Genomic DNA, 23,159 nt, shown 5'->3' on the forward strand with positions numbered 1-23,159 from the left:
GCAAAGAAGGTGGGCTCCCGGTTGGGAGCCCACCTTCTTTGTCATCGGACGCTATCTAGGCGGCCTGGCGGAGCGCTGCCCGGCGGGCCACCGAGTTCCTGCGCGCCGTCCGCAGCATGTCCAGGGTCAGCAGGAGCAGTGCCAGCCACACCACCCCGAACCCCATCCAGCGCTCCACGGTCATGGCCTCCCGGAACACCAGCAGCGCCACCAGGAACTGCAGCACGGGGGCAAAGTACTGCAGCAGCCCGATGGTGGTCATGGGCAGCCGCCGCGCGGAGGCGCCGAAGAAGAGCAGCGGAACGGCGGTGATCACGCCGGACGCCAGCAGCAGCCAGAAGTGCCCGGGCCCCTGGGAAGTCAGCGTGGAGCTGCCGTTCGCGGCCAGGACCACCATGGCCACGGCGGCCAGCGGTGCCAGCACCATGGTCTCCACGCTGAGGCTGGTGATGGCGTCCACCCTCGACCCCACCCGGTTCTTGACGAAGCCATACAGGCCGAAGCTGAACGCCAGCGTCAGCGCAATCCACGGCAACTTCCCGTAGGAGTAGGTGAGGACGCCCACGGCCACGAAGCCCACGCCCACCGCGGCCCACTGGAGCGGACGCAGCTTCTCCTTCAGGACCAGCACGCCGAGGAGCACCGAGACCAGCGGGTTGATGAAGTAGCCCAGTGACGTTTCCACCGCCTGCCCGGTGGTCACGCCGTAGGTATAGGTCAGCCAGTTGATGGCGATCAGGAAAGCAGCCAGCGCCAGGGAACCAAACACGCGGCGGTCCTTCAGCGCCGCAGTCAGCACCCCCCACGCCCGGGTGACCGTAATCAGGAGGGCGCAGAACAGGAGCGACCACACCACGCGGTTGGCCACGATCTCGACGGCGCCGGCCGGCATCAGGATGAAGAAGTACAGCGGGAGCAGCCCCCACAAAACGTACGCGCCGATGCCGAACAGCATTCCCGCCGTCGAATCCCCGGCGACTGCCTTGGGACCCGCGGGCACCGCATCACCTGCCGTGGAGCGTGACGTGGGGGAGGTGGCTACGGGGGTTCCTTCTGGCATGGGCACGCTCTCCATAACAGCAGCCCGCGGGCAGGTATTCCGGGAGGCAGGCGGGAAAACCGGAAAATAGTCAGTAGGCTTTCTTTCATGACATGTGCCCGTACCCCGCAGCCGGCCCCATGAGGCTCCGGCGCAGCAACGCCTCGGGCCGCGGCTACCGCAGGGTACCGGCAGGCAAAGGCTTCAGTTACCGGGACCTGGACGGCTCCACCCTGCCGCCCGGTCCCGTCCGTGACCGGCTGGAGAGCATCGGCATCCCGCCCGCGTGGACGGACGTCTGGATTGCCCCGTTTGAGAACGGCCACATCCAGGCCACCGGGGTGGACGCGGTGGGCCGTCGCCAGTACATCTACCACCCGGAGTGGCGTGAGCGTAAGGACCGGGTGAAGTTCGACCGGTCCCTCCAGCTGGCCGAATCGCTGCCCGCGGCACGCCGCATGGTCACCATGGACCTGCGCAGCGATGGCTTCACGCGCGAGCGGGTCCTGGCGGCCGCGTTCCGGATGCTGGACAGCGGATCCCTGCGCGTCGGATCCGAACGCTACACCAACGAAAACGGCAGCCGGGGGCTGGCCACCCTGCTGTGCGCCCACGTCCAGGTCCGCAAGGACCACATCCTGCTGCGCTTCCCGGGCAAGAGCGGCAAGGACTGGGAATCGGAGATCCGCGACCCGGACCTCGCCGTCGTGCTGCGCCTCCTCAAGCGCCGCGGGCCCAACGCCCGGCTCCTGGCCTACAAGGAGGGCAGGACCTGGCGTCCGGTCACCAGCGCGGACATCAACGCCTACGTGAAGGAGCGGACCGGATCGGACTTCACCGCCAAGGATTTCCGCACCCTTCGCGGGACGGTGGCCGCGGCGGCAAGCCTTGCCCGGACCGGCCCCCAGCGCACGGCGGCCAAACGGAAACGGGCCATCAGCCGGGCCATGCACGAGGCCGCGGAGACGCTGGGCAACACACCCTCCATCGCCCGGAAGAGCTACGTGGACCCCCGCGTCCTGGACCACTTCCATGACGGCGAAACCATCGATCCAAAGCGCCTGGACTCGGCGGAGGCCGAACTCCGGGCACTCCTGTACCGCGAAGGCAAGGTGGTGGCCCTGGCCGCCAACTAGAATGGGGGACTGTGCGCTGCATGACGCGGCGCAGTCTCATGAAACGTGAGCAGGACCAGTTCAGAAGGGCTCCCGGTGTCCAACAAGAGCGAAACCGCCAACCGTCCCCTCCGCGTCGCCATCGTCGGCGCAGGACCGGCAGGAGTCTATGCTGCGGACATCCTCACCAAGTCCAGCGGGGTGAAGGACGGCGACTTCCAGGTCAGCATCGACCTCTTCGAGGCCTACCCCGCGCCCTACGGACTGATCCGTTACGGCGTGGCCCCGGACCACCCCCGCATCAAGGGCATCGTGAACGCCCTGCACAAGGTCCTGGACCGCGGGGACATCCGGTTCCTGGGCAACGTGACCTACGGCCGGGACCTTACCCTGCACGATTTCCGGGCCTTCTATGATGCCGTGATCTTTTCCACGGGCGCCGTGAAGGACGCGGACCTGGATATTCCCGGTATCAACCTCCAGGGCTCCTTCGGCGGCGCCGACTTCGTGTCCTGGTACGACGGGCACCCCGATGTTCCCCGGGAATGGCCGCTCGAGGCCAGGGAAATCGCCGTCATCGGCAACGGCAACGTGGCCCTGGATGTGGCCCGCATGCTGGTCAAGCACCCCGAGGAGCTGCTGAGCACCGAGATTCCGGACAACGTCTACCAGGGCCTGAAGTCCTCGCCCGTCACGGACGTCCACGTTTTCGGCCGCCGCGGACCGGCCCAGGTTAAATTCACCCCGCTGGAACTGCGCGAGCTCAGCCATATGGACGACGTGGACATCGTCCTGTATCCGGAGGACTTTGAATTCGACGAGGCCTCGGATGAGGCCATCCGCAGCAACAACCAGGTCAAGACCATGGTGAACACGCTCACTAATTGGCTGGTTGAGGAGCACGCGGAGTCGGAGAGCCCCTCCTCCCGCAGGCTGCACCTGCACTTCCTGCACAGCCCCGTGGAAGTGCTCGACGACGGCACGGGCAGGGTGGGCGGCATCAAGTTTGAGCGCATGCAGCTGGACGGGACCGGCAACGCCAAGGGCACCGGGGAGTACGTCGAATACCCCGTCCAGGCTGTCTACCGGGCCATCGGCTATCACGGCTCCGCCCTGGACGAACTGGAGTATGACGCCAAGCGCGGCGTCATCCCCAATGAGGGCGGACGCGTCCTGGATGCCGACGGGAACCCCGTCCCGGGCATCTACACTACGGGCTGGATCAAGCGCGGACCCGTCGGGCTCATCGGCCACACCAAGGGCGATGCGCTGGAGACCATCGGCTTCCTGCTGGAGGACCGGCCGAACCTCCCCGCTGCACAAAACCCGGACCCGCAGGCCATCATCGACTTGCTCGAGGAACGCGGTATCGAATACACCACCTGGGAAGGGTGGAACAAGCTCGACGCCCATGAGGCTGGACTCGGGGCCGCTTGGACCGGACCCGAAGGCCTGGACCACGTGGTGCGCGAACGGATCAAAGTGGTGCCGCGCGAGGACATGATCCGCATCTCCCGCGGCTGACTCCGGCCGCACTCCGCCAACAGGTGGTTACTTAGGGAGGGCCATCAGCAGGAACGTCATTCAAACCACTTTTGACGGGTTCATGAAGGGTGCGGGATTCTCGAAGCACAGCGGATCCTGGTACCGCGACACCGATGACGTGATCACTGTGGCCGAATTGCAGAAATCGCAGTATGGACTGCAGTACTACGTGAACATTGCACTGTGGCTGCGCCCTCTGGGAGAGGCGAAAACCCCCAAAGCGCAGGCCTCCCACGTTCGCAGCCGCCTCTCACTGCTTGTTGGAAGCGCGGACGGGCAGCTGGAGGCGCTGGCCGTGAAGGGGCCATCTGATGGGTCGGGCGGGCCCTGGTTGTAAACCTGGCCCTGTGACCTCTGGCCGCAGAGCCGTATTCAAGTTAGTCTAATTAACATGAATATGGCGGGAACCCGTGCCTACGACTCCCGGAAGCGTGCGGCCTCTGCCGCCGCAACCGGGCGCCGGATCCTGCAGGCAACGCTGGACCTCTTCATGGAGGGGCCGCTCGCCGGCGTGACGCTGAACGCCGTTGCTGAACGGGCCGGGGTGACCGTCCAGACCGTCATCCGCCGCTTCGGCGACCGCCCGGGCCTGATCCACGCCACGGCGGAATTCGCGTCAGCGGAGGTTGCCGGCCAGCGCGGTGCCGCTCCTCCCGGCGACGTACCCGCCGCCGTCGACAATCTCCTGGAACACTACGAAACCACCGGCGCCCTGGCCCTGAAGATGCTGGCCGAGGAGGAAACGTCCCCTGTCCTCGCAGAGATCACCGAAGGCGGCCGGCAGCTCCACCGGCAGTGGTGCGAACGCGTCTTCGCGCCCTTCCTCGCAGATGACTTCCTGCCGGACGGGGTAGAGCGGAAGCGCCGCCTTGCCCAGTTCGTCGCCCTCTGCGACGTCTACACCTGGAAGCTGCTGCGCCTCGATGCCGGGCTCAACCGCGACCACGTGGCCCACTGCCTGCTCGAAATGCTGGAACCCTTCATCCGGAGGCCCTGATGTCCACCGTCCTTGCCTACACCTCTCCCGCCATCGGCCATCTTTTCCCCATGGTCCCGCTGCTCCAGGAGCTGAAGGCCCGCGGCCATGGTGTCCACGTCCGTACCCTGCGCCGGCAGGTCCCGCTGCTCATGGAGGCGGGGTTCCATGCCGGACCGGTGGATGACCGGATACTTGCGGTCGAGGCCACTGACTACCGCGCCAACAACGCGAAGGCGGCCCTGGCTTCCAGCGTGGAGACCTTCACGGCCCGCGCCCGGTTCGACGCCCCGGACCTGCAGCAGGCCATTGATGACGTTCGCCCGGACCTGATGCTCATCGACATCAACGCCTGGGGAGCCCGCATCCAGGCCGAATCCTCGGGGCTGCCGTGGGCCACCTTCAGCCCCTACACTCCGCCGCTCCAGTCGAGGGGAACGCCGCCGTTCGGACCCGGGCTTGCCCCCATGTCCGGCCCACTGGGGAGGGCCCGTGATGCACTGGCCCGCCGCCTGGTGACCGGCGCCGTGGAAAAGCTGATGCTGCCGCACATCAACGCGCTGCGGGCGGAGCTGTCCGCCGGCCAACTGCCACCCGTCAGCGGTGCGGACGAGATGTTCCGCACCGCGCCGCTGATGCTTGTGGCCACGTCGCAGCCGTTCGAGTATCCCCATCCGGACTGGGGGCCGGACGTGCGGATGATCGGCGCGCTCGGCTGGGAACCGCCCGCGGAGCCTCCCTCCTGGCTCGGGGATGGCCAGGACCCCGTGGTCCTGGTGACCACATCCTCCGAATACCAGGCCGACGAAGCCCTGGTACGGGCGGCGCTGGCCGGCCTGGCCGCTGAACCCTTCACCGTGGTGGCCACCCTGCCGGCAGCGGACACCGGGTCCGCCGGGGCGCACCGGGCATCCGGCGCCGAAGCCTTTGCGTCCGTCCCGGCCAATGCCCGGCTGGAACACTTCGTGCCGCACGGCCCCGTCCTTGACCGCGCCGCCGTCGCCATCACGCACGGCGGCATGGGGGCGACGCAGAAGGCGCTCGCCAAAGGGGTGCCCGTGGTGGTGGTTCCGTTCGGCAGGGACCAGCACGAGGTGGCGGCGAGGGTGGTGGCCGCCGACGCCGGGGTGCGGCTGAGCCGGAAGCACCTCACCCCGGAAAGGCTCCGCGCCGCCGTCCACCAGGCCCGGACCAAGGCGCCGGGGGCGCGGCGGGTTGCGGAGGGCTACGCTGCCGCGGGTGGAGCAGTGGCAGGAGTGGATGCGCTGGAGGAACTGGTACGGCTAGACTAGCCGCGCCAGAAGCCTGCACTTTCCGGGAGTTCGATGACGAACCTGCTCCAGCCTGAACCGCGCCAGCGCGCCGCGCTGGCCGGTCACGAGCGCCTGGACGGTGCCATTCCAGAGATGCCGGGCCTGGGCGATGCCACGCCCGAAATCCCCGGCCTGCGCAAACTCATCAGGGAATCGTGGCTACGGTCCGCCGGCTTCAAAGCCAATCCTGACAATGCGGCCGCGCCGCTTGCCTTCGACTGGGACGAGCTGGAGGACTACCGCCGGCAGCACCCCCTGGCAGCGATCATGCCGGTCATCAACAAACTCCTGGTCCAGCCCAGCCATGACAGCGGCCTCCTGGTGGCCGTAGGCGATGAGGTGGGCAGGCTCCTGTGGGTGGACGGCGACCCCACGCTCCAGCGCCGCGCCGAAGGCATGATGTTCGTCCCCGGTGCCGACTGGTCCGAGGCCAGTGTTGGCACCAGTGCCCCGGGAACGGCCCTGGCCCTGGGCAAGGGGATCCAGATCGCCGGCGCCGAGCACTACCAGCGGGCCGTCCATCCCTGGAGCTGCACCGCCGTCCCCTTCCACGACCCCGATTCAGGCGCCGTGCTGGGCGTCGTGGACATCACCGGGACAGCCACCGCGGTGGCGCCGCATACGCTGTCGCTGGTGGAAGCCACCGTGGCGGCCGCGCAGGCGCAGCTGCGGGTGGAGCGCCTGCAGCGCGCGGCGGAGCTGGCCAGGAAGCCCGTACGACGGCGGTCCCCGGCGTCCGCCGGCAGGCAGGGCCAGGGTGCCAAGGAAGGCAGCCTCTACCGGAACAGCCTGCAGCTGCTGGGCCGCGACCAGGCGCTGCTCAGCCTGGGCGGCAGGACGGTTTCGCTGTCCGCCCGGCACAGCGAGATCCTGGCCCTGCTCAGCACCCACCCGGACGGGCTCACCGCGGAGGAACTCAGCTCCCTGCTGTATCCCGGGGACGGCCCTACCATGACGCTGCGCGCCGAGATGGTCCGCCTGCGCAAGGTCATCCAACAGCTTTCCCCGGACGCTGTTCCCGGCTCGCGCCCCTACCGGCTGCCTGTCGACCTGGTGCCGGACACCGGCCAGGTGCTTAGTTGCCTGCAGCGCGGTGCACACCGGATTGCCCTGGAGATTTACCGCGGCGGCGTGCTCCCGCGCTCCGAGGCGCCCGGCATCATCGAGCTGAGGAACAGGGTCTCGTCCCTGCTCCGGGAGGCCGTCCTCACGGATGGAAGTGCCGAGTCCCTGCTCAAGTACGCCGCGCTTCCCGAGGCAAGTGACGACGTCGGAATCCGCCGCGCCGCGCTCCGCCTCCTGCCGCCGCGCTCACCCAAGCGGGCCGCCGTCGTGGCCGACCTGGAACGGCTGGAAGCCGAACTGCGCGCCTGACAACGCCCCCCTGTGACACCGGCCACAGACCTGCAACCTGGCTGCAACCTGCCAACTCCTACGCTGTCTCCAACGGCGAACGGCCCCTGGGGCCCGCCTTCTGCACAGCAAAGGAGCTAAGCACATGACCGTTTACGCACAGCCGGGAACCGACGGTTCGAAGGTCACCTTCAAGGACCGTTACGAAAACTGGATCGGCGGCGAATGGGTGGCCCCCGTGAAGGGGCAATACTTCGACAACATCACTCCGGTGACGGGCAAGGCGTTCTGCCAGGTGGCCCGCGGCACGGCCGAGGACATCGAACTGGCGCTGGACGCGGCGCACAAGGCGGCACCGTCCTGGGGCAAGACCTCAGCAGCGGAACGTGCCGCCATCCTGAACAGGATCGCCGACCGCATCGACGAAAACCTGGAAATGCTCGCCGTCGCCGAAACCTGGGACAACGGCAAGCCGGTCCGGGAAACCCTCAATGCGGACCTGCCGCTGGCGGCGGACCACTTCCGCTACTTCGCCTCAGCCATCCGTGCCCAGGAAGGCAGCCTCTCCCAGCTGGACGAGAACACCACCGCATACCACTTCCACGAACCGCTCGGCGTGGTGGGCCAGATCATTCCCTGGAACTTCCCCATCCTCATGGCCGTCTGGAAGCTGGCACCCGCGCTCGCCGCCGGAAACACGGTGGTGCTCAAGCCCGCCGAACAGACGCCAAGCTCCATCCTGGTGCTGGTGGAACTCATCGGGGACCTGCTGCCCGCCGGCGTCCTGAACGTGGTCAACGGCTTCGGCGTGGAGGCCGGCAAGCCGCTGGCCTCCAGCTCCCGGATCCGGAAGATAGCGTTCACCGGCGAAACCACCACCGGCCGGCTGATCAGCCAGTACGCCAGCCAGAACCTCATCCCCGTCACCCTGGAACTGGGCGGCAAGAGCCCCAACATCTTCTTCAACGACGTTGCCCAGGAGAACGACGCGTTCTACGACAAGGCCCAGGAAGGTTTCGCGCTGTTCGCCTTCAACCAGGGCGAAGTCTGCACCTGCCCGTCCCGGGCGCTGGTCCAGGAGGACATCTACGACTCCTTCATGGCGGACGCCGTGGCCCGGGTGGAAAAGATGGTCCAGGGCAACCCGCTGGACACCGATACGCAGGTTGGTGCACAGGCCTCCAACGACCAGTTGGAGAAGATCCTGTCCTACATTGACATCGGAAAGCAGGAAGGCGCCAGGATCCTCACCGGCGGCGCCCGCGCCGAACTCCCAGGCGATTTGGCGGGTGGCTTCTACGTCCAGCCCACCGTGTTTGAGGGCCACAACCGGATGCGGATCTTCCAGGAGGAGATCTTCGGGCCCGTGGTGGCGGTGACCAAGTTCAGCGACTACAACGACGCCATGGGCATCGCCAACGACACCCTCTACGGGCTGGGCGCCGGTGTCTGGTCCCGCAACGGCAACGTGGCCTACCGCGCCGGCCGGGAAATCCAGGCCGGCCGTGTCTGGGTCAACAACTACCACGCCTACCCGGCGGGTGCCGCCTTCGGTGGCTACAAGTCCTCGGGCATCGGCCGTGAAAACCACGCCATGATGCTTGACCACTACCAGCAGACCAAGAACCTGCTGGTCAGCTACGACGAAAGCAAGCTGGGCTTCTTCTAGGCCAGCACTACCTCCCCCGCCACAACGACGCAAGGATTTCGCCAATGACGACGACAATGCAAGCAGCAGTAGTAACCAAATTCGGTGCCGACCTGTCCGTCCAGGACGTCGCCATGCCGGTACCCGGGCCCGGCCAGGCACTGGTCAAAGTCTTGACCACCGGCGTATGCCACACCGACCTCCACGCAGCAGAAGGGGACTGGCCGGTCAAACCCGCCCCGCCGTTCGTTCCCGGCCACGAGGGCGTGGGGGAGGTGGTGGCACTGGGTGAAGGCGTCACCGACCTCCGCATCGGAGACGTGGTGGGCAACGCCTGGCTGTGGTCCGCCTGCGGTGACTGCCAGTACTGCCGCACCGGCTGGGAGACCCTCTGCGAGGCCCAGCAGAACGGCGGCTACACGGTGGACGGGTCCTTCGGGGAGTACATGCTCGTGGACTCACGCTTCGCGGCGCGCATACCGGCGGGATCCGACCCCGTCGAGGTGGCGCCGGTACTGTGTGCCGGCGTCACCGTCTACAAGGGCCTGAAGATGACCGAGACCCGGCCGGGGCAGTGGGTCACCATCTCCGGCATCGGAGGGCTGGGGCACATCGCCGTCCAGTACGCCGTCGCCATGGGCCTGCGGGTGGCCGCCGTGGACGTCGCGGACGACAAGTTGGCCCTGGCCAGGACCCACGGAGCGGAAGTGACCGTCAACGCGCTGCATGAAGATCCGGTAGAGGTGATCCAGCGTGAAACAGGAGGGTGCCATGGGGTGCTGGTTACGGCGGTGCATCCGTCAGCATTCGGACAGGCCATTGGCATGGCCCGCAGGGGCGGCACCATCGTGTTCAATGGACTGCCTCCGGGGGACTTTCCGGCGCCGATCTTCGACATCGTGCTCAAGGGGCTGACGGTCCGCGGTTCCATCGTCGGAACCCGGCAGGACCTTGAGGAAGCGCTGGATTTCTACGCCAGGGGAAAGATCCGCCCCACAGTGTCCGTCCGGGAGCTCTCCGAGGTCAACGCCGTCTTCGATGAGATGAAGCACGCCAAGATCGACGGCCGCGTGGTGCTGAGGTTCTGATGCCGGACCACGGGATGGACGCCGCCGTGACGCTGCCCGGGGAAGACTATTCCCGGGTGGCGCTCACGCCGGCGGCCGTGGACCTGCTGCGGATGCTCTGGGACCGGCACGGACCGCTCATGTTCCACCAGTCCGGAGGCTGCTGCGACGGGTCCTCACCCATGTGTTACCCGGCAGGGGACTTCATCACGGGGGACTCGGACGTCCTGCTGGGGCTGTTCGACCTGTCCGACGGCCTGCAGCCACTTCCGCTGGAGTTCTGGATGTCCCGGGAACAGTTCAATTACTGGAGCCACACCCACCTGACCGTGGACGTTGTACCGGGCCGGGGGAGCGGCTTTTCGGTGGAAGCGCCGGAGGGCAAACGCTTCCTGATCCGGTCAACGCTGATGGACTGGCCTGCCTAGCAAGTTCGACGCTTTACGCCTCGGGGCTCTCCATTAGGAGGGCCCCGAGTGCGTTGGCGGAAGAATATTCGGCGCAGCGGCCGTCTCACTATTCGGGACGATTGGGGCCGTCCAGTGGATGGACACTATCGTTGATAGGTCTGTTTCCATCACAAACCAGGATTGTGACCCCCCTTATGAATCTTCTGCGGACAAAATCCATCGAGCAGTCGATTGCCGACGCCGATGAGCCAGGGCGCAAACTCAAGCGTTCCCTCAGCACCTGGGACCTCATGATCATGGGCGTCGCCGTTGCTGTGGGCGCCGGTATCTTCTCGGTGGGCGCCAAGGCCGCTGCCAACTTCGCGGGCCCCGCCGTCACCGTCTCCTTCGCCATCGCCGCCGTCACGTGCGCGCTGGCCATCATGTGCTACGCAGAGTTCGCCACCGCCATCCCCGTGGCCGGATCGGCCTACGTCTTCACCTACGCCACCATGGGCGAACTCCTTGCCTGGATCATCGGCTGGAACCTGATCCTCGAGCTGTTCACGGCCGCCGCCGTCATCGCCAAGTACTGGGGCATCTACCTCAGCAAGGTGTTTGCCCTCACGGGCCTCGACATCCCGCCGGCCCTCTCGCTGGGCGGCGTGGACCTCTACTGGGGCGCCTTCCTGATCGTGGCCATCTTCACCGTGCTGCTGGTGCTGGGCACCAAGCTGTCCGCCCGCGTGGGCAACATCTTCACCCTGATCAAGATCGGCGTGGTGCTGTTCGTGATCGTGGTGGGCTTCACCTACGTGAAGCTGGAGAACTACAGCCCGTTCGTTCCCGCCGCCCAGCCCACGGCAGGCACCGGCGCCGCGGACGTCCTGAAGCAGTCCTTCTTCGGCTTCCTGACCGGTGCCGCGCCCGCCCAGTACGGCACCATGGGCATCTTCGCCGGGGCCGCACTGGTGTTCTTCGCCTTCATCGGATTCGACGTGGTGGCAACCTCCGCCGAGGAAGTCAAGAACCCGCAGAAGACGCTGCCCCGCGGCATCTTTGGCGGCCTGGCCCTGGTGACGCTGCTCTACATCCTCGTGTCCCTGGCCCTGACCGGCATGGTGTCCTACACCCAGCTGGCCGAGGCCAAGAGCCCCACCCTCACCACTGCCTTCGAGGCCGTGGGCGACACGTCCGCCGCCAAGGTCATCGCCTTCGGTTCCCTGGTGGGCCTGACCACCGTGATCATGGTGCTCCTCATGGGCCTGTCCCGCGTGGTGCTGGCCATGAGCCGCGACGGACTGCTGCCCCGGTCGCTGTCCAAGACCAGCGACAGGCGTTCCACCCCGGCGCGCCTCCAGATCATCTGCGGCGCCGCGGTTGCCCTGGTGGCAGGCCTGACCAACGTGGACCTGCTCGAGGAAATGATCAACATCGGCACGCTGTCCGCGTTCGTGGTGGTCAGCCTGGGCATCCTGGTGCTCCGCAGGAAGCGCCCGGACCTGAAGCCCGCCTTCCGCGTCCCGTTCGGCAAGGTACTGCCGGTTGTCTCCGCGGTGCTGTGCCTGTACCTGATGACCAACCTCGCTGTGGAGACCTGGATCTTCTTTGCCGTCTGGCTGGTCATTGGCCTGGCGATCTACTTCGCGTACGGACAGCGGCACTCCCGGCTCAACGAGCGCTTCGCCGAGGCCAACGCCAGCGTCAACGGGGCCGCGGGTTCCGCTGCAGCCCCCGCCGCCGAACGGGACGACGAGGATGAGCTGAGCCGCACCTGACGGCCCGCGACCACTCCTCCTGAACTGCCCGCCCGGCCTGCGCCGGGCGGGCAGCCGCATTTCCGGCAGCCGCGTTTCAGGGCGCCGCGTACCGGCCCACCCATTCCACGAGCGGCCGGAGCTGCCGCCACCGTTCCGCGATCCGCTCCTTCGCGGCGGGTGTGGAGACCCACTCCGGCCGGCCCACTTCGACTCCGGCGGAGAGCGATTTGTGCTTGAGCAGTTCGGCGCGGGGATGGTCTTTGTCGAATCCCCGCGGGACGGTTTTCAGCGTCTCGCCCTCGATGGCAAAACCGGCGCCGGCCACGGCATCAACAATGTCCTGCAGGGCGGCGCCGCTGGCGGAAGCGTCGGCGGCCGCGCGGAACCGTGCCAGCTGGGCGGGAGTGTGGGAGTGGTAGCCCCCACCGATCAACAGCCCGTCAGCATTGATTTGGAGATAGAAACCCACGCCTTCCTGGCGCGCAGCGAATGCTCCCTGGGCAGTTTTGTAGGGCGACTTGTCCAGTGAGAAGCGGACGTCGCGGTTGGGGCGGAAAAGCTTGGCCGGTCCGAACTCGGGTTCCAGCTCGGAGAGCAGGAGGGTGAGTGGTGCCTTGACTGATTCCTCGTACGTTGCCTTGTGTGCCAGCCACCAGTCGCGGTTGTTGTTGTCCTCCAGCTGTGCGTAGAAGCGGAAAGCTTCGATGGGGATGCCTGCGAAAGTGTTCATCTACGGAGCGTAGGGCTGCCGCCCGCAACCAGCCAGATCTACGCCGCCGTATGTGCAAAAGCGGCCCGACTGCAGAACACCCCGCCACGGAGGCCCGTGACGGGGTGTTCTTTCGGTTCAGCCGGCAGGAAGCCTGGTCAGCCGATCTTGTTGGCGGACTCTGCATCCGAGGCCGGAGCGGAGGGGGCATCCCCTGCGCCGAGGTTGGCGCGCAGCTTGGCGCCGAGTTCGGCATCAACGTTGGTCCAGTACTGGATGGCGCGTTCCTTGATGCCCGGGCTCTGGACGCCGCCCACGGCACCGGTGATGGTCTCCAGGAAGCGGGCCTTTGCTGCCTCGTCGTAGACCTCGCGGTACAGCGCGCCGGCCTGGACGAAGTCGCTGTCCTCGGCGTGGAGGGAGTGCGCGGCAAGGGTCAGCTCGCCGTCGTTCTCCCAGCCGCCGGCCGGGTTCTGCGGCTCAACGGCAGCCGGGCCGCCCACGGAGTTGGGTGCGTAGACAGGCACGGAGGGAGCGTTGAACAGGTAACGTCCGGCACCGTCCTGGCTGTAGTTGTTGACCTGGTTCTTGGGCTGGTTCACCGGGATCTGCGCGTGGTTGGTGCCCACGCGGTAGCGGTGTGCGTCCGCGTAGGAGAAGATGCGGGCCTGCAGCATCTTGTCCGGCGAGGCGGCGATGCCCGGCACGAAGTTCGACGGCGCGAAGGTGGCCTGCTCGATCTGCGCGAAGTAGTTCTCCGGGTTCCGGTTCAACTCCATGGTGCCCACCTTGATCAGCGGGTAGTCGCCGTGCGGCCACACCTTGGTCAGGTCGAACGGGTTGAAGCGGTAGGTCTTGGCATCCTCGTACGGCATGACCTGCACGTGCAGGTCCCAGGACGGGAAGTTGCCCGCGGCGATGTTCTCGGACAGGTCGCGGATGTAGAAGTCCGCGTCAGAGCCGGCCAGCTGTTCGGCCTGCTCGGAGCTCATGGAGTTCACGCCCTGGTTGGACTTGAAGTGGTACTTGACCCAGAAGCGCTCACCGGCTTCGTTAATCCACTGGTAGGTGTGCGAGCCGTAGCCCTGCATTTCGCGCCAGGAGGCCGGCAGGCCGCGGTCACCCATGAGCCAGGTGACCTGGTGGGCGGACTCGGGGGACAGGGTCCAGAAGTCCCACTGCATGTCGGCGTCGCGGAGGTGCGTGCCCGGCAGGCGCTTCTGGGAGTGGATGAAGTCCGGGAATTTGATGCCGTCGCGGATGAAGAAGACGGGGGTGTTGTTGCCCACGAGGTCGTAGTTGCCCTCGGTGGTGTAGAACTTCACGGCGAAACCGCGGGGGTCGCGCCAGGTGTCCGGGGAGCCGTTCTCGCCCGCGACGGAGGAGAAGCGGATCAGCATCTCGGTCTCGACGCCGGGCTGCAGGAACGCGGCCTTGGTGTACTTGGAGATGTCTTCGGTGGTCTTGAACGTGCCGAATGCGCCGCCGCCCTTGGCGTGCACTACGCGCTCCGGAACCCGCTCGCGGTTGAACTGCGCGAGCTTTTCAACGAGGTAGTGGTCGGTCAGGATGATGGCACCATCGGCACCAACTGACTTCGAGTGAGCGTCGGATGTAACCGGCGCGCCTGACTGGGTTGTGGAAACGGCAGTCATTGTTCTCCTATTTCTCTTTTTCTTGCGAGGGACTGTGGGGAGGAAGTTGCTGGGCCTGCTGGCATTCCTGGCAGATGCCCTGGTACATGACGTCCGCGATCTGGATGGTCATGGGCTTGGCGTCCGGGTTCCAGTGCGGCGTGAGGCAGGGGGCGTGGCCGACGGCGCAGTCCACGTCCTCCACCCGGCCGCAGCTGATGCAGATGGCGTGGTGGTGGTTGTCGCCCACGCGTGTCTCATACAGGGCAGGGGAGTGCGGCGGCTCGAAGCGGCGCAGCATGTGCAGGTCCGTCAGGTCGCCGAGGACTACATAGACGGACTGGGCCGTCAGTTCGGGCAGCTCGGCCCGGGCGGCGGCAAGGATGCTTTCGGCAGGCGAGTGGGGGTGGCGTTCGACGGCGGCAAGGACGGCCAGCCGCTGCTTGGTCACCCTGCGGCCGTGGGCGCGCAGGGCTGCAGCCCACGCTTCCTGGCCGTCAAAGTGCTCCATCATGGCTCCATTGAAACACTTATTTTTAGCAACTCACAATAAGGCGTGGCTTACCTTCCCGTGTCGCCCGCTAGTGTTACGGGGGTGGGGAAACTGCTTGCCGATGTCACACCGCTCAGGGAAAGCCCGGCATTCCGCCGGTTGTGGCTCGGATCGGCCGTGTCCGCCGTCGGCAGCCAGCTCACCCTGGTGGCAGTGAGCCTCGAGGTGTACCGCCTGACGCAGGACAGCTTCTACGTGGGCCTGCTGGGCATCTTCGCGCTGGTTCCCCTCGTGATCGGTGGCCTGATGGGCGGCTCCATCGCCGACGCCCACGACCGCAGGCGGATTGCCCTGCTGGCCACCACCGTGCTCTGGCTGACCACCGGCCTGATCGCACTGCAGGCCTGGGTGCAGCTCGGCAACGTGTGGGTGCTGTACCTGCTGGTGGCACTGCAAAGCGGGGCCCAGGCCATCAACCAGCCGGCACGCAGCGCCATCATCCCCACGCTCATCCGCAAGGAACTCCTGCCGGCCGCCAACGCGCTGAGCATGCTGACCCTGGGCCTTGCCATGACCGCGGGGCCGCTGCTGGCCGGCCTCCTGGTGGCGTGGCTCGGGTTCGGCTGGACCTACACCATCGACTTCGTGAGCTTTGCCTTCGTCCTATGGGCTGTCTACCGGCTGCCACCCATGCCGCCCACCGGTGGACACAGCAAGGCGGGGATCCGCTCCGTCATCGAGGGGTTCCGGTTCCTTGGCACGCGGCCCAACCTCCGCATGACCTTCATCATCGACCTCATCGCCATGGTCCTTGCCCAGCCGCGGGCGCTGCTGCCCGCAGTCGCGGCCCTCATGATCGGCGGCGGCGAGGCAACCGTGGGCATCCTGCTGGCCTGCACCGCCGTCGGGGCCTTCCTGGCCGGCTTGTTCTCCGGTCCGCTGGGCAGCGTGCGCCGCCAGGGGACCGCCGTCGTCGTTTCGGTGATGGGCTGGGGCGCGTCCATCGGGGCGTTCGGCCTGGTGGTGCTGCTGGCCGGTCCCGCGCCGGCCGGGGCGGTGACCCTGTGGCTCCTGCCCGCCGCCGTCTGCTGTGTCCTTGCAGGCATTGCCGACTCCATCAGCAGCGTCTACCGCAACACCATCCTGCAGGCCGCGGCCCCTGACCACCTCCGCGGCCGGCTGCAGGGCGTGTTCATCGTGGTGGTGGCCGGCGGCCCTCGAATCGGGGACCTGCTGGCGGGTGGCGCGACTAAGATTTTGAATGAGGGCTGGGTCCTGCTGCTCGGCGGTGCGCTGTGTATTGCGGGGGCCTTGCTGGCGGCGAAACTGCAGCCGGGCTTCCGGACGTACGATGCGCGGAACCCGGTTCCCTAGCCGGCCGTTCCTTTTAACGAGGAGGAAACGTGCATAACCATCACAACGGACTGAAGACCGCGGCACTGTTCGGGGTGCTGTGGGCGGTGCTGCTGGGCCTTGGCGGGCTCATCGGCGTGGGGACACGCAGCTCGGCCCCCATCTGGATCATGGCCCTGATCGGCGTCGGCACCACCTTCTACGGGTACTGGAACAGCGACAAGATTGCCATCCGGGCCATGCAGGCCATCCCGGTCTCCGAAGCCCAGGCGCCGCAGCTCTACCAGATTGTCCGCGAGCTTTCGATGCGCGCCAACCAGCCCATGCCGCGCATCTATGTGTCGCCCACCATGAACCCCAACGCGTTCGCCACCGGACGCAATCCGCAAAATGCCGCGGTCTGCTGCACCGAGGGCATCCTCCAGCTCCTGGACGCCCGTGAACTCCGCGGCGTCCTGGGACACGAACTGATGCACGTCTACAACCGGGACATCCTCACCTCATCCGTGGCTGCCGCCGTCGCGGGCGTCATCACGTCCGTGGGGCAGATGCTGCTGTTCTTTGGCGGCGGTGACCGGCGCAACGCCAACCCCCTGGCCATGATCGCCATGGCACTGCTGGCGCCGTTCGCGGCGTCGCTGATCCAGATGGCCATCTCCCGCACCAGGGAGTACGACGCCGACGAGGACGGTTCGCAGCTCACGGGCGATCCGCTGGCGCTCGCCTCGGCACTGGCCAAGATCGAACGCGGCGTCACCATCGCGCCCCTGCCGCAGGACCAGCGGCTGGTCAACGCCTCCCACCTCATGATCGCCAACCCCTTCCGCGGCGGCGCCATGAACAAGCTGTTCGCCACCCACCCGCCCATGCGGGACCGGATCGCCCGGCTGGAGCGGATGGCCGGCCGGCAGACGTAGCCGGTTGCCCGCCGTCGGACCTGTATGCCGATGCCCTGCCTTCAGCAGCGACCTGCGCCTTCGCCGGCGACGCGCACCTTCATTTTCGCTGCGCAGATTCCTTGGCGCCTCTGGTATTTCGGGTGCGCCAAGGAACCTGCGCAGCGGTTAGCCTTTGGCGCGTCGGGAACGACGGCGGGGCGGGGCCGGCATGGGCGGTCCCGCTACGCGAAGAGGCCTTCGCCGATGAAGCCGCCGGGCTTCACCCCGCCCGGCACCGCGAAAAGTCCGGAGCCCGTGTGCTTCAGGTACTCCACCGCCAGGGTGTCGCCCTTGGCCATCGCCATCTGCATGGGGACATAGTGGGTCCGTGGATCGGTGACGAACGCAATGAAGAACAGCCCGGCGTCCAGGTGCCCCAGGCCGTCGGAACCGTCGGTGTAGTTGTAGCCCCGGCGCAGCATCCGCACGCCGCTGTTCTGGCTGGGATGTGCCATCCGCATGTGGGAATCGAGGGGGATCAGGGGTTTTCCGCCCTTGCCCTGCCGCGCGAAATCGGGCTCGGTGAACTCCCCGCCGCCGGACAGGGGTGCACCCGTTCCCTTGGTCCGGCCGATCAGGCCTTCCTGTTCGCCCAGGGACGTGCGGTCCCAGATCTCGATGTGCATGCGGATCCGGCGGGCCACCAGGTAGCTGCCGCCTGCCATCCAGGCATCCTGGGGCCGGGCGGCCGCTGCCCACACATGCTGGTCCAGCAGTTGCTGGTCCTCCACCTTCAGGTTGTTGGTGCCGTCCTTGAACCCGAAGAGGTTCCGCGGGGTCTCCTGCGTGCGGGACGTGGACGATGTCCGGCCGAAGCCCAGCTGGGACCACCTGACCCGCACCTTGCCGAAGCCGATCCGTGCCAGGTTTCGGATGGCGTGCACCGCCACCTGGGGGTCGTCCGCGCAGGCCTGCACCACCAGGTCGCCGCCGCTGCGGGCGGGGTCCAGGTCCTCGCCGGGGAAGTGCGGCAGGTCGGCCAGGGCCTCGGGCCGGCGTCCTTCCAGTCCGAAGCGGGCCACGCCGTCCTTTTCGAACAGGCCGGCGCCGAAGCCGAAGGTCAGGGTCAGCTTTCCCGCGTTGAGGTCCAGCGCCTCGCCGGTGTCCTCCGGAGGGGCACCATAGGGTCCGTCCACGGCGCCGGTTGCGCCCGCAGGGCGGCCCTCGGTCAGTGCTTCCGCAGCCCGCGTCCAGTCCTTGAGCAGCTGGACCAGTTCCTCACGCTTCGTCGTGGTGACGTCGAACGCGGCCATGTGCAGGCGGTCCTGGGCGGGGGTGGTAATGCCGGCCTGGTGGTGGCCGTGGAAGGGGACCACCGGGCTGTCGGCGGCCGGCGGCGCGGCAGAGGCGGCCACGGCGTCGTGCCCCAGGAAGCCTGCGGCGAGCCCCGCTGCCGCACCGCCCAGTCCGGCGATGCCAAACAGGCCGCGCCTGCTTAGGCGGGCTCCCGCCGTCGGCTGTTCCCGGTCCCCGCCATCCTGCGCCGCCCCAGGTGAAGCGGCAGGTTCATCCGGCGCGGAGGCCTCCGGCGGCCGGCCGCCAAAGGGGCAGCCGGTCACAGGACCACCGCCGCCGTCAGCCGGGACAGCGGTTCGCCGAGCGCGTCAACCAGTGACGCCAGCCGCTGGACCTGCTCAGGGGCCAGCTTGTCGTAGGAGGCGAAGCCAGTGCCCTGGGCGTGCGTGGCCAGCTCCGCCTGCAGTGCGGCGAATTTCTCATCCAGGGAGGAGGCCAGGGCAGCGTCCTTCCGAAGCAAAGCAGGCTTCAGGCTTTCGAAGGCGATGCGGGCGCCGTCGACGTTCGCCTGGAAGTCCCAAAGATCCGTGTGCGACCAGATCTCCTCCTCCCCGGTCACCTTTCCGGTGGCAACCTCGTCCAGCAGTTCCTTGGCGCCGTTGCCCAGCATGTCCGCGGAAATCTCCAGGGTGCGGGTGCGCTCCACCAGGTCCTTGGTGTCGGCCACCATCCGGTCTGCGATCGAGGACCGTTCCGCTGCCGTCAACGCCGTGTAGTCCGCCGGCGGGAACAGGTCCTTCTCGGCACGGTGCCAGCCGGTCCACTCCTGGCCCGGTTCGAGATCGGCTTCACGGGCATCAAGTTGCGGGTCCAGGTCCCCAAAGGACTCGGCCACGGGCTCGATCCGTTCCCAGTGCTGGCGCGTTGCCGCGTACAGGGAGCGCGCCTCCTCCGCGTTGCCGGCCGCGAAGGCGGCGGCGAACTGCTGGGTGCCGGTGAGCAGCTGCTCGCTCTGGTCCTTGACGTAGGAGGCGTACTGCCCGGTGGCGGTGTCCAGGAGGTGCTGGAAGTCCGTGTCGGTCGACGGCTGGTTTCCGGACTGGGTGACTTCCAGGGCGCCCCTGATCCCGTCGCCTTCCATGCCCGGCTTGCAGGCTGTCGTGTAGGTGCCTGCCGGGGCGGTGACCACCAGGTTGCGGGTCAGGCCGGGGCCGATGTTCTCCACCTCGCCCAGGATGCGCAGCCCGTCCGCTGCCAGCAGGTAGAACTCGGTGACCTCCGTGCCCTCGTTCTTCACGGAGAAGCTGAGGTTTCCGCTGGGCACGCTGCCGGCCGAGACCTTGCACTCGGTATTTGAGCTGACAACCTCGATGGCGCCACCCGAGGTGTCCGCTGCCTTGGTGTTGTCCGTGCAGCCGGTGAGGAGCAGAGGGACGGCCACGACGGCGGCAGCAAGGGCGGCGGGCTTGTTTCGGAAGACGTACCGGGGTGTTTTGGGCAGGGTGAAGCCGGGCATTGGGTTGTCCTTTGGGTGCGGGTGCGGAGGTCTTTTGGCGGTCAAGCAGTCGGTCAGGCAGCGGCCGGGGCTTTGGCGGCGTGGTTGTTGCCGGCCATGGTCCTGCCTGGCGGCACCGACGTGAAGTGCGTGCGCAGGTAGAGGAACAGCACGGGCAGTACGTACACAAGCCACGCCGCGGCTTCCAGCCAGGTGGTAGCCGGGGAGAAGTTCAGGGTGCCCTTGAGCAGGGTGCCGTACCAGGACGACAGCGGTACCGTGGCGCTGATATCGAACGCCAGGGAGTGCAGGCCCGGAAGGAGCCGGGCCTCCTGAAGATCATGGACGCCGTAGGACAGCACGCCGCCGGCGATGACGATCAGGGCGGCGCCGGTCCAGGTGAAAAAGCGGGAGAGATTGACCTTCAGGACGCCGCGGTGCAGCAGGTAGCCCAGGCCGGCCGCGGTTGCCAGGCCAAGCAGGGCGCCCAGCAGTGGCTGGGTGGTCTCACCGGTGGCCTTGGCCGCCGCCCACAGGAAGAGGGCCGTTTCCAGGCCTTCCCGTCCCACGGCGATGGCTGCCACCACGGCCAGGCCCCAACCGGCCCCGCCTGCGGACCGGTCAACGCGCGACTTCAGGTCGCTGCCGAGTGTCCGCGCGGTGCGGGCCATCCAGAAGACCATCCAGGTGACCAGGCCGACGGCGAGGATGGACAGGCTGCCGCCAATCGCCTCCTGCGCCTCAAACGTGAGGCCCTTGGGGCCGAAGGTCAGGAGGGCCCCGAACCCGACGGAGACAGCCACGGCCGCCGCAACGCCTGTCCACAGCCGGGGGATGAGGTGGCGGCGGTCCGTCTTGGCGAGGTAGGCCATGAGGAGGACCACCACCAGGGTGGCTTCGAGTCCTTCGCGCAGGCCGATCAGGTAGTTGGCAGTCATGGAGGTTCTTTCGCTCAGGTAAGCCTTACTTAGGCAGGCCTAAGGATGAGATTACCCGGCGCCGGCAATTACGCAAACTAAACGTGCTGTAATTTCGTGTTCGTTACGCATGGCGGGGCCGCAGCGGAATCGGCGACCGGCTCCGCCGCCCGCGACACGCCAAGCCGCCCGCGACACGCAAAGCCGTCCGCGACACGCAAAGCCGCCCGCGACACGCAAAAAGGCCGGCGCCCCCGGAATATCGGGTGCGCCGGCCGTTAGGCGTAGCGGAGGAAATTATCCGCGTCGAAATCGACGGCGGGGAGGGCTAGCTGCGGAAGTTCACAAACTGCAGGTCGGCTTCCTCGAAGTCCTTCAGCAGCGCCATGGTGGCCTGCAGGTCATCGCGGGACTTGGAGGAGACCCGCAGTTCGTCGCCCTGGATCTGGGACTTCACCGATTTGGGCGCCTCGTCCCGGATCAGCTTGTTGATCTTCTTGGCCAGGTCCTGCGCAATGCCTTCCTTGATGGAGGCTTCCAGGCGGAACTCCTTGCCGGATGCGTAGGGCTCGCCGGTATCCAGCGACTTTAGTGAGATTCCGCGGCGGATCAGCTTGGACTGCAGTACGTCCAGGACCGCCAGGACGCGCTCCTCGGAGTTGGCCTTCATGAGGATCTTCTCGCCGCTGAAGTCCACCTCGGCCCCGACGCCCTTGAAGTCGTAGCGCTGGGCGAGTTCCTTCTGGGCCTGGTTGAGCGCGTTGGCCACTTCCTGCTTGTCCACTTTGCTTACGACGTCGAACGTTGACTCGCCTGCCATGACTCTCCTTTGTTGATGGGGCGCCCCGTGCGGAACAGGGCCAGGATCACTGGAATCCAGCCTAGTACGGATGCCCGGACCGGTGGGGGCCGCGGATTCACAGTTCCCTCTCAGCGGACGCACCGGGGGAACGAAGGCGCGCTGGCGAGAGTTGGAGCAGTTGTACTGAAGTTCGAGAGGAACACCATGCACCGCAAGGCCGCCCGTTATGTCACCCGGACCACATCAGCAGCAGCGGGGGCGGTGGCCACGGCGGCGACCTCGGTGGCGGCGGCAGCGCTGGCAGCCTCCATCATCTTCAGCCCGGTGGCCGACGCCTCCTCCCGCATGGACGGGGTACGGGCGGACCTTCAGCGGGCCGTGCAGCTGAACCAGATCACCGAGGAGCAGGCCCTGAGCTTCGAGGCCAAGCTGGCCGGACGCATCCTGGGCCAGGAGGCATAAAACAGCGGTTTTCCGGCGCTGTTCCGCGGCTTTTGGGGCTGCCCGGGGCTCGATTCGATTCTTCGACGGAAGTTCTGTAAAGTTGTCTTGCCCGCGGTTACTGAAGCGGAACGGACGGAAACGGACGCTCCGAACACTGCATCAGCGGGTACTTCTTTTGAAGTTCGGCAGATTACCCGAGCGGCCAAAGGGGGCTGACTGTAAATCAGCTGGCAACGCCTACGGGGGTTCGAATCCCTCATCTGCCACCCAAGGAAAGCCTCCGGAACCATCAGGTTCCGGGGGCTTTTTCGTGTCTCCAGGCAGGGCCGGAGGCCGCCTGGAAACGGTGCCAAACCGTCGTCGACACCATGGGGGTGCGGGCGTAGTCTGACAGAATCGGCGCACGTGCCCCGATGCCCTGCGTCGATAAATCCATCGATGAAGGAGGATTCAATGAGTGCTGTACGTGAATTCATGACCACGGATGCGCGATGTATCCGTGAAGGCGAGTCCCTTGTGGACGCCGCCCGGATGATGCAGGACCTGGACTGCGGCGCCCTCCCCATCTGCGGGGATGACGGCAAGTTGAAGGGCATGATCACCGACCGCGACATTGTGCTCAAGTGCGTCGCCGCCGGCCGTGACCCGGGCCAGATGATGGCCCGCGACCTCGCCTCCGGCAAGCCCTACTGCGTCGACGCCGACGCCAACGTCGATGCAGCCATCGACATGATGGAAAAGCACCAGGTCCGCAGGCTTCCGGTGATCTCCGACCACAAACTGGTGGGCATCATCAGCCAGGGCGACATTGCGCGCAACTACTCCGAACAGCGCGTAGGCGAACTGGTGGAGCACATCTCGGAGCGCCACGGGGTGTAGGGCCGGCGACACGTCATGGCCTTGTCCGCGGATCCAAGCCGTAAAAGGTTCGGA

General features: G+C 67.0%; 22 protein-coding genes and 1 tRNA gene. 15 read left to right on the top strand and 8 right to left on the bottom strand.

Translation table 11 applies throughout. The features are described from left to right. Positions 1-55: 55 nt before the first annotated feature. Positions 56-1,060 carry an EamA family transporter RarD gene (gene rarD, locus AC3ANU_RS07590; RefSeq protein ID WP_478223068.1) on the bottom strand — a complete coding sequence of 335 codons (1,005 nt, stop codon included), beginning with the start codon at positions 1,058-1,060 and terminating at the stop codon, positions 56-58. Positions 1,061-1,179: 119 nt separating this feature from the next. Between rarD and AC3ANU_RS07595 the strand changes: the two genes are divergently transcribed. From AC3ANU_RS07595 to AC3ANU_RS07640, 10 genes are all read left to right on the top strand, one after another. Continuing rightward, positions 1,180-2,175 (top strand): DNA topoisomerase IB, encoded by a 996-nt coding sequence (locus tag AC3ANU_RS07595; protein WP_488315955.1) that lies wholly within the window; start codon positions 1,180-1,182, stop codon positions 2,173-2,175. Between the two features lie 75 nt (positions 2,176-2,250). After that, complete coding sequence (locus AC3ANU_RS07600; RefSeq protein WP_488315956.1) at positions 2,251-3,678, top strand: FAD-dependent oxidoreductase; 1,428 nt, start codon at positions 2,251-2,253, stop codon at positions 3,676-3,678. Positions 3,679-3,760: 82 nt separating this feature from the next. After that, positions 3,761-4,036 carry a DUF4304 domain-containing protein gene (locus AC3ANU_RS07605; RefSeq protein WP_488315793.1) on the top strand — a complete coding sequence of 92 codons (276 nt, stop codon included), beginning with the start codon at positions 3,761-3,763 and terminating at the stop codon, positions 4,034-4,036. Between the two features lie 54 nt (positions 4,037-4,090). Continuing rightward, complete coding sequence (locus AC3ANU_RS07610) at positions 4,091-4,696, top strand: TetR/AcrR family transcriptional regulator (RefSeq protein WP_488315794.1); 606 nt, start codon at positions 4,091-4,093, stop codon at positions 4,694-4,696. Then, positions 4,696-5,967 (top strand): glycosyltransferase, encoded by a 1,272-nt coding sequence (locus AC3ANU_RS07615; protein ID WP_488315795.1) that lies wholly within the window; start codon positions 4,696-4,698, stop codon positions 5,965-5,967. Before AC3ANU_RS07610 ends, AC3ANU_RS07615 begins: the two co-directional genes overlap by 1 nt. 33 nt (positions 5,968-6,000) lie before the next feature. Continuing rightward, positions 6,001-7,362 (top strand): helix-turn-helix domain-containing protein, encoded by a 1,362-nt coding sequence (locus tag AC3ANU_RS07620; RefSeq protein WP_056393038.1) that lies wholly within the window; start codon positions 6,001-6,003, stop codon positions 7,360-7,362. Positions 7,363-7,486: 124 nt separating this feature from the next. Next, entirely contained in the window at positions 7,487-9,010 is a 1,524-nt protein-coding gene (exaC, locus tag AC3ANU_RS07625; protein WP_488315796.1) for an acetaldehyde dehydrogenase ExaC, read from the top strand. A 44-nt stretch (positions 9,011-9,054) separates the two neighbouring features. Continuing rightward, entirely contained in the window at positions 9,055-10,077 is a 1,023-nt protein-coding gene (gene adhP, locus AC3ANU_RS07630) for an alcohol dehydrogenase AdhP (RefSeq protein ID WP_026265728.1), read from the top strand. Beyond that, entirely contained in the window at positions 10,077-10,484 is a 408-nt protein-coding gene (locus AC3ANU_RS07635) for a DUF779 domain-containing protein (RefSeq protein WP_488315797.1), read from the top strand. The genes adhP and AC3ANU_RS07635 overlap by 1 nt, the downstream gene beginning before the upstream one ends. A gap of 176 nt (positions 10,485-10,660) precedes the next feature. Next, the gene (locus tag AC3ANU_RS07640) at positions 10,661-12,223 is read left to right on the top strand and encodes an amino acid permease (RefSeq protein ID WP_488315798.1); all 1,563 of its coding nucleotides are present in this window, start codon (positions 10,661-10,663) and stop codon (positions 12,221-12,223) included. Positions 12,224-12,299: 76 nt separating this feature from the next. On the opposite strand, the gene AC3ANU_RS07645 is transcribed toward AC3ANU_RS07640, so the two are convergent. The 3 genes from AC3ANU_RS07645 to AC3ANU_RS07655 all read right to left on the bottom strand — a co-directional run bounded on the left by AC3ANU_RS07645 (position 12,300) and on the right by AC3ANU_RS07655 (position 15,062). Then, positions 12,300-12,935 (bottom strand): DUF2461 domain-containing protein, encoded by a 636-nt coding sequence (locus tag AC3ANU_RS07645; protein ID WP_478223072.1) that lies wholly within the window; start codon positions 12,933-12,935, stop codon positions 12,300-12,302. Positions 12,936-13,072: 137 nt separating this feature from the next. Further along, complete coding sequence (locus tag AC3ANU_RS07650; protein ID WP_018769036.1) at positions 13,073-14,569, bottom strand: catalase; 1,497 nt, start codon at positions 14,567-14,569, stop codon at positions 13,073-13,075. Between the two features lie 7 nt (positions 14,570-14,576). Beyond that, entirely contained in the window at positions 14,577-15,062 is a 486-nt protein-coding gene (locus AC3ANU_RS07655; RefSeq protein ID WP_018769037.1) for a Fur family transcriptional regulator, read from the bottom strand. Positions 15,063-15,143: 81 nt separating this feature from the next. Between AC3ANU_RS07655 and AC3ANU_RS07660 the strand changes: the two genes are divergently transcribed. Next, positions 15,144-16,415: an MFS transporter gene (locus AC3ANU_RS07660; RefSeq protein WP_026265730.1), complete on the top strand. Its 1,272-nt coding sequence runs from the start codon at positions 15,144-15,146 to the stop codon at positions 16,413-16,415. A gap of 29 nt (positions 16,416-16,444) precedes the next feature. Beyond that, positions 16,445-17,311 (top strand): zinc metalloprotease HtpX, encoded by an 867-nt coding sequence (gene htpX, locus AC3ANU_RS07665; protein ID WP_018769039.1) that lies wholly within the window; start codon positions 16,445-16,447, stop codon positions 17,309-17,311. Between the two features lie 203 nt (positions 17,312-17,514). Here the strand turns inward: htpX and efeB are convergent, their stop codons facing one another. The 4 genes from efeB to AC3ANU_RS07685 form a co-directional block, all read right to left on the bottom strand. Next, positions 17,515-18,891 (bottom strand): iron uptake transporter deferrochelatase/peroxidase subunit, encoded by a 1,377-nt coding sequence (efeB, locus tag AC3ANU_RS07670; RefSeq protein WP_478223074.1) that lies wholly within the window; start codon positions 18,889-18,891, stop codon positions 17,515-17,517. Beyond that, entirely contained in the window at positions 18,888-20,084 is a 1,197-nt protein-coding gene (gene efeO, locus AC3ANU_RS07675) for an iron uptake system protein EfeO (protein ID WP_488315799.1), read from the bottom strand. The genes efeB and efeO overlap by 4 nt, the downstream gene beginning before the upstream one ends. Positions 20,085-20,137: 53 nt before the next feature. Then, entirely contained in the window at positions 20,138-21,001 is an 864-nt protein-coding gene (efeU, locus tag AC3ANU_RS07680) for an iron uptake transporter permease EfeU (protein ID WP_018769042.1), read from the bottom strand. Between the two features lie 307 nt (positions 21,002-21,308). Continuing rightward, the gene (locus tag AC3ANU_RS07685; protein WP_018769043.1) at positions 21,309-21,800 is read right to left on the bottom strand and encodes a YajQ family cyclic di-GMP-binding protein; all 492 of its coding nucleotides are present in this window, start codon (positions 21,798-21,800) and stop codon (positions 21,309-21,311) included. Positions 21,801-21,986: 186 nt separating this feature from the next. Here AC3ANU_RS07685 and AC3ANU_RS07690 point away from each other — a divergent pair, with 186 nt between their 5' ends. The 3 genes from AC3ANU_RS07690 to AC3ANU_RS07700 all read left to right on the top strand — a co-directional run bounded on the left by AC3ANU_RS07690 (position 21,987) and on the right by AC3ANU_RS07700 (position 23,105). Then, positions 21,987-22,244: a hypothetical protein gene (locus tag AC3ANU_RS07690; protein ID WP_018769044.1), complete on the top strand. Its 258-nt coding sequence runs from the start codon at positions 21,987-21,989 to the stop codon at positions 22,242-22,244. A gap of 166 nt (positions 22,245-22,410) precedes the next feature. Further along, positions 22,411-22,492: transfer RNA gene (locus AC3ANU_RS07695), tRNA-Tyr, on the top strand. 187 nt (positions 22,493-22,679) lie between these two features. Then, positions 22,680-23,105: a CBS domain-containing protein gene (locus AC3ANU_RS07700; RefSeq protein ID WP_056393052.1), complete on the top strand. Its 426-nt coding sequence runs from the start codon at positions 22,680-22,682 to the stop codon at positions 23,103-23,105. The last annotated feature ends 54 nt before the right edge of the window (positions 23,106-23,159 follow it).

The organism is Arthrobacter sp. SDR-2R (assembly GCF_057747955.1).

Coding starts and splice junctions, on each gene's coding strand:
- AC3ANU_RS07645 (WP_478223072.1), bottom strand. CDS start 12,935: ATGAACACTTTCGCAGGCATCCCCATCGAAGCTTTCCGCTTCTACGCA.
- AC3ANU_RS07620 (WP_056393038.1), top strand. CDS start 6,001: ATGACGAACCTGCTCCAGCCTGAACCGCGCCAGCGCGCCGCGCTGGCC.
- adhP (WP_026265728.1), top strand. CDS start 9,055: ATGACGACGACAATGCAAGCAGCAGTAGTAACCAAATTCGGTGCCGAC.
- efeO (WP_488315799.1), bottom strand. CDS start 20,084: ATGCCCGGCTTCACCCTGCCCAAAACACCCCGGTACGTCTTCCGAAAC.
- AC3ANU_RS07650 (WP_018769036.1), bottom strand. CDS start 14,569: ATGACTGCCGTTTCCACAACCCAGTCAGGCGCGCCGGTTACATCCGAC.
- AC3ANU_RS07605 (WP_488315793.1), top strand. CDS start 3,761: ATGAAGGGTGCGGGATTCTCGAAGCACAGCGGATCCTGGTACCGCGAC.
- AC3ANU_RS07640 (WP_488315798.1), top strand. CDS start 10,661: ATGAATCTTCTGCGGACAAAATCCATCGAGCAGTCGATTGCCGACGCC.
- AC3ANU_RS07635 (WP_488315797.1), top strand. CDS start 10,077: ATGCCGGACCACGGGATGGACGCCGCCGTGACGCTGCCCGGGGAAGAC.
- AC3ANU_RS07700 (WP_056393052.1), top strand. CDS start 22,680: ATGAGTGCTGTACGTGAATTCATGACCACGGATGCGCGATGTATCCGT.
- AC3ANU_RS07610 (WP_488315794.1), top strand. CDS start 4,091: ATGAATATGGCGGGAACCCGTGCCTACGACTCCCGGAAGCGTGCGGCC.
- AC3ANU_RS07615 (WP_488315795.1), top strand. CDS start 4,696: ATGTCCACCGTCCTTGCCTACACCTCTCCCGCCATCGGCCATCTTTTC.
- efeU (WP_018769042.1), bottom strand. CDS start 21,001: ATGACTGCCAACTACCTGATCGGCCTGCGCGAAGGACTCGAAGCCACC.
- AC3ANU_RS07655 (WP_018769037.1), bottom strand. CDS start 15,062: ATGATGGAGCACTTTGACGGCCAGGAAGCGTGGGCTGCAGCCCTGCGC.
- exaC (WP_488315796.1), top strand. CDS start 7,487: ATGACCGTTTACGCACAGCCGGGAACCGACGGTTCGAAGGTCACCTTC.
- rarD (WP_478223068.1), bottom strand. CDS start 1,060: ATGCCAGAAGGAACCCCCGTAGCCACCTCCCCCACGTCACGCTCCACG.
- AC3ANU_RS07690 (WP_018769044.1), top strand. CDS start 21,987: ATGCACCGCAAGGCCGCCCGTTATGTCACCCGGACCACATCAGCAGCA.
- AC3ANU_RS07685 (WP_018769043.1), bottom strand. CDS start 21,800: ATGGCAGGCGAGTCAACGTTCGACGTCGTAAGCAAAGTGGACAAGCAG.
- AC3ANU_RS07595 (WP_488315955.1), top strand. CDS start 1,180: ATGAGGCTCCGGCGCAGCAACGCCTCGGGCCGCGGCTACCGCAGGGTA.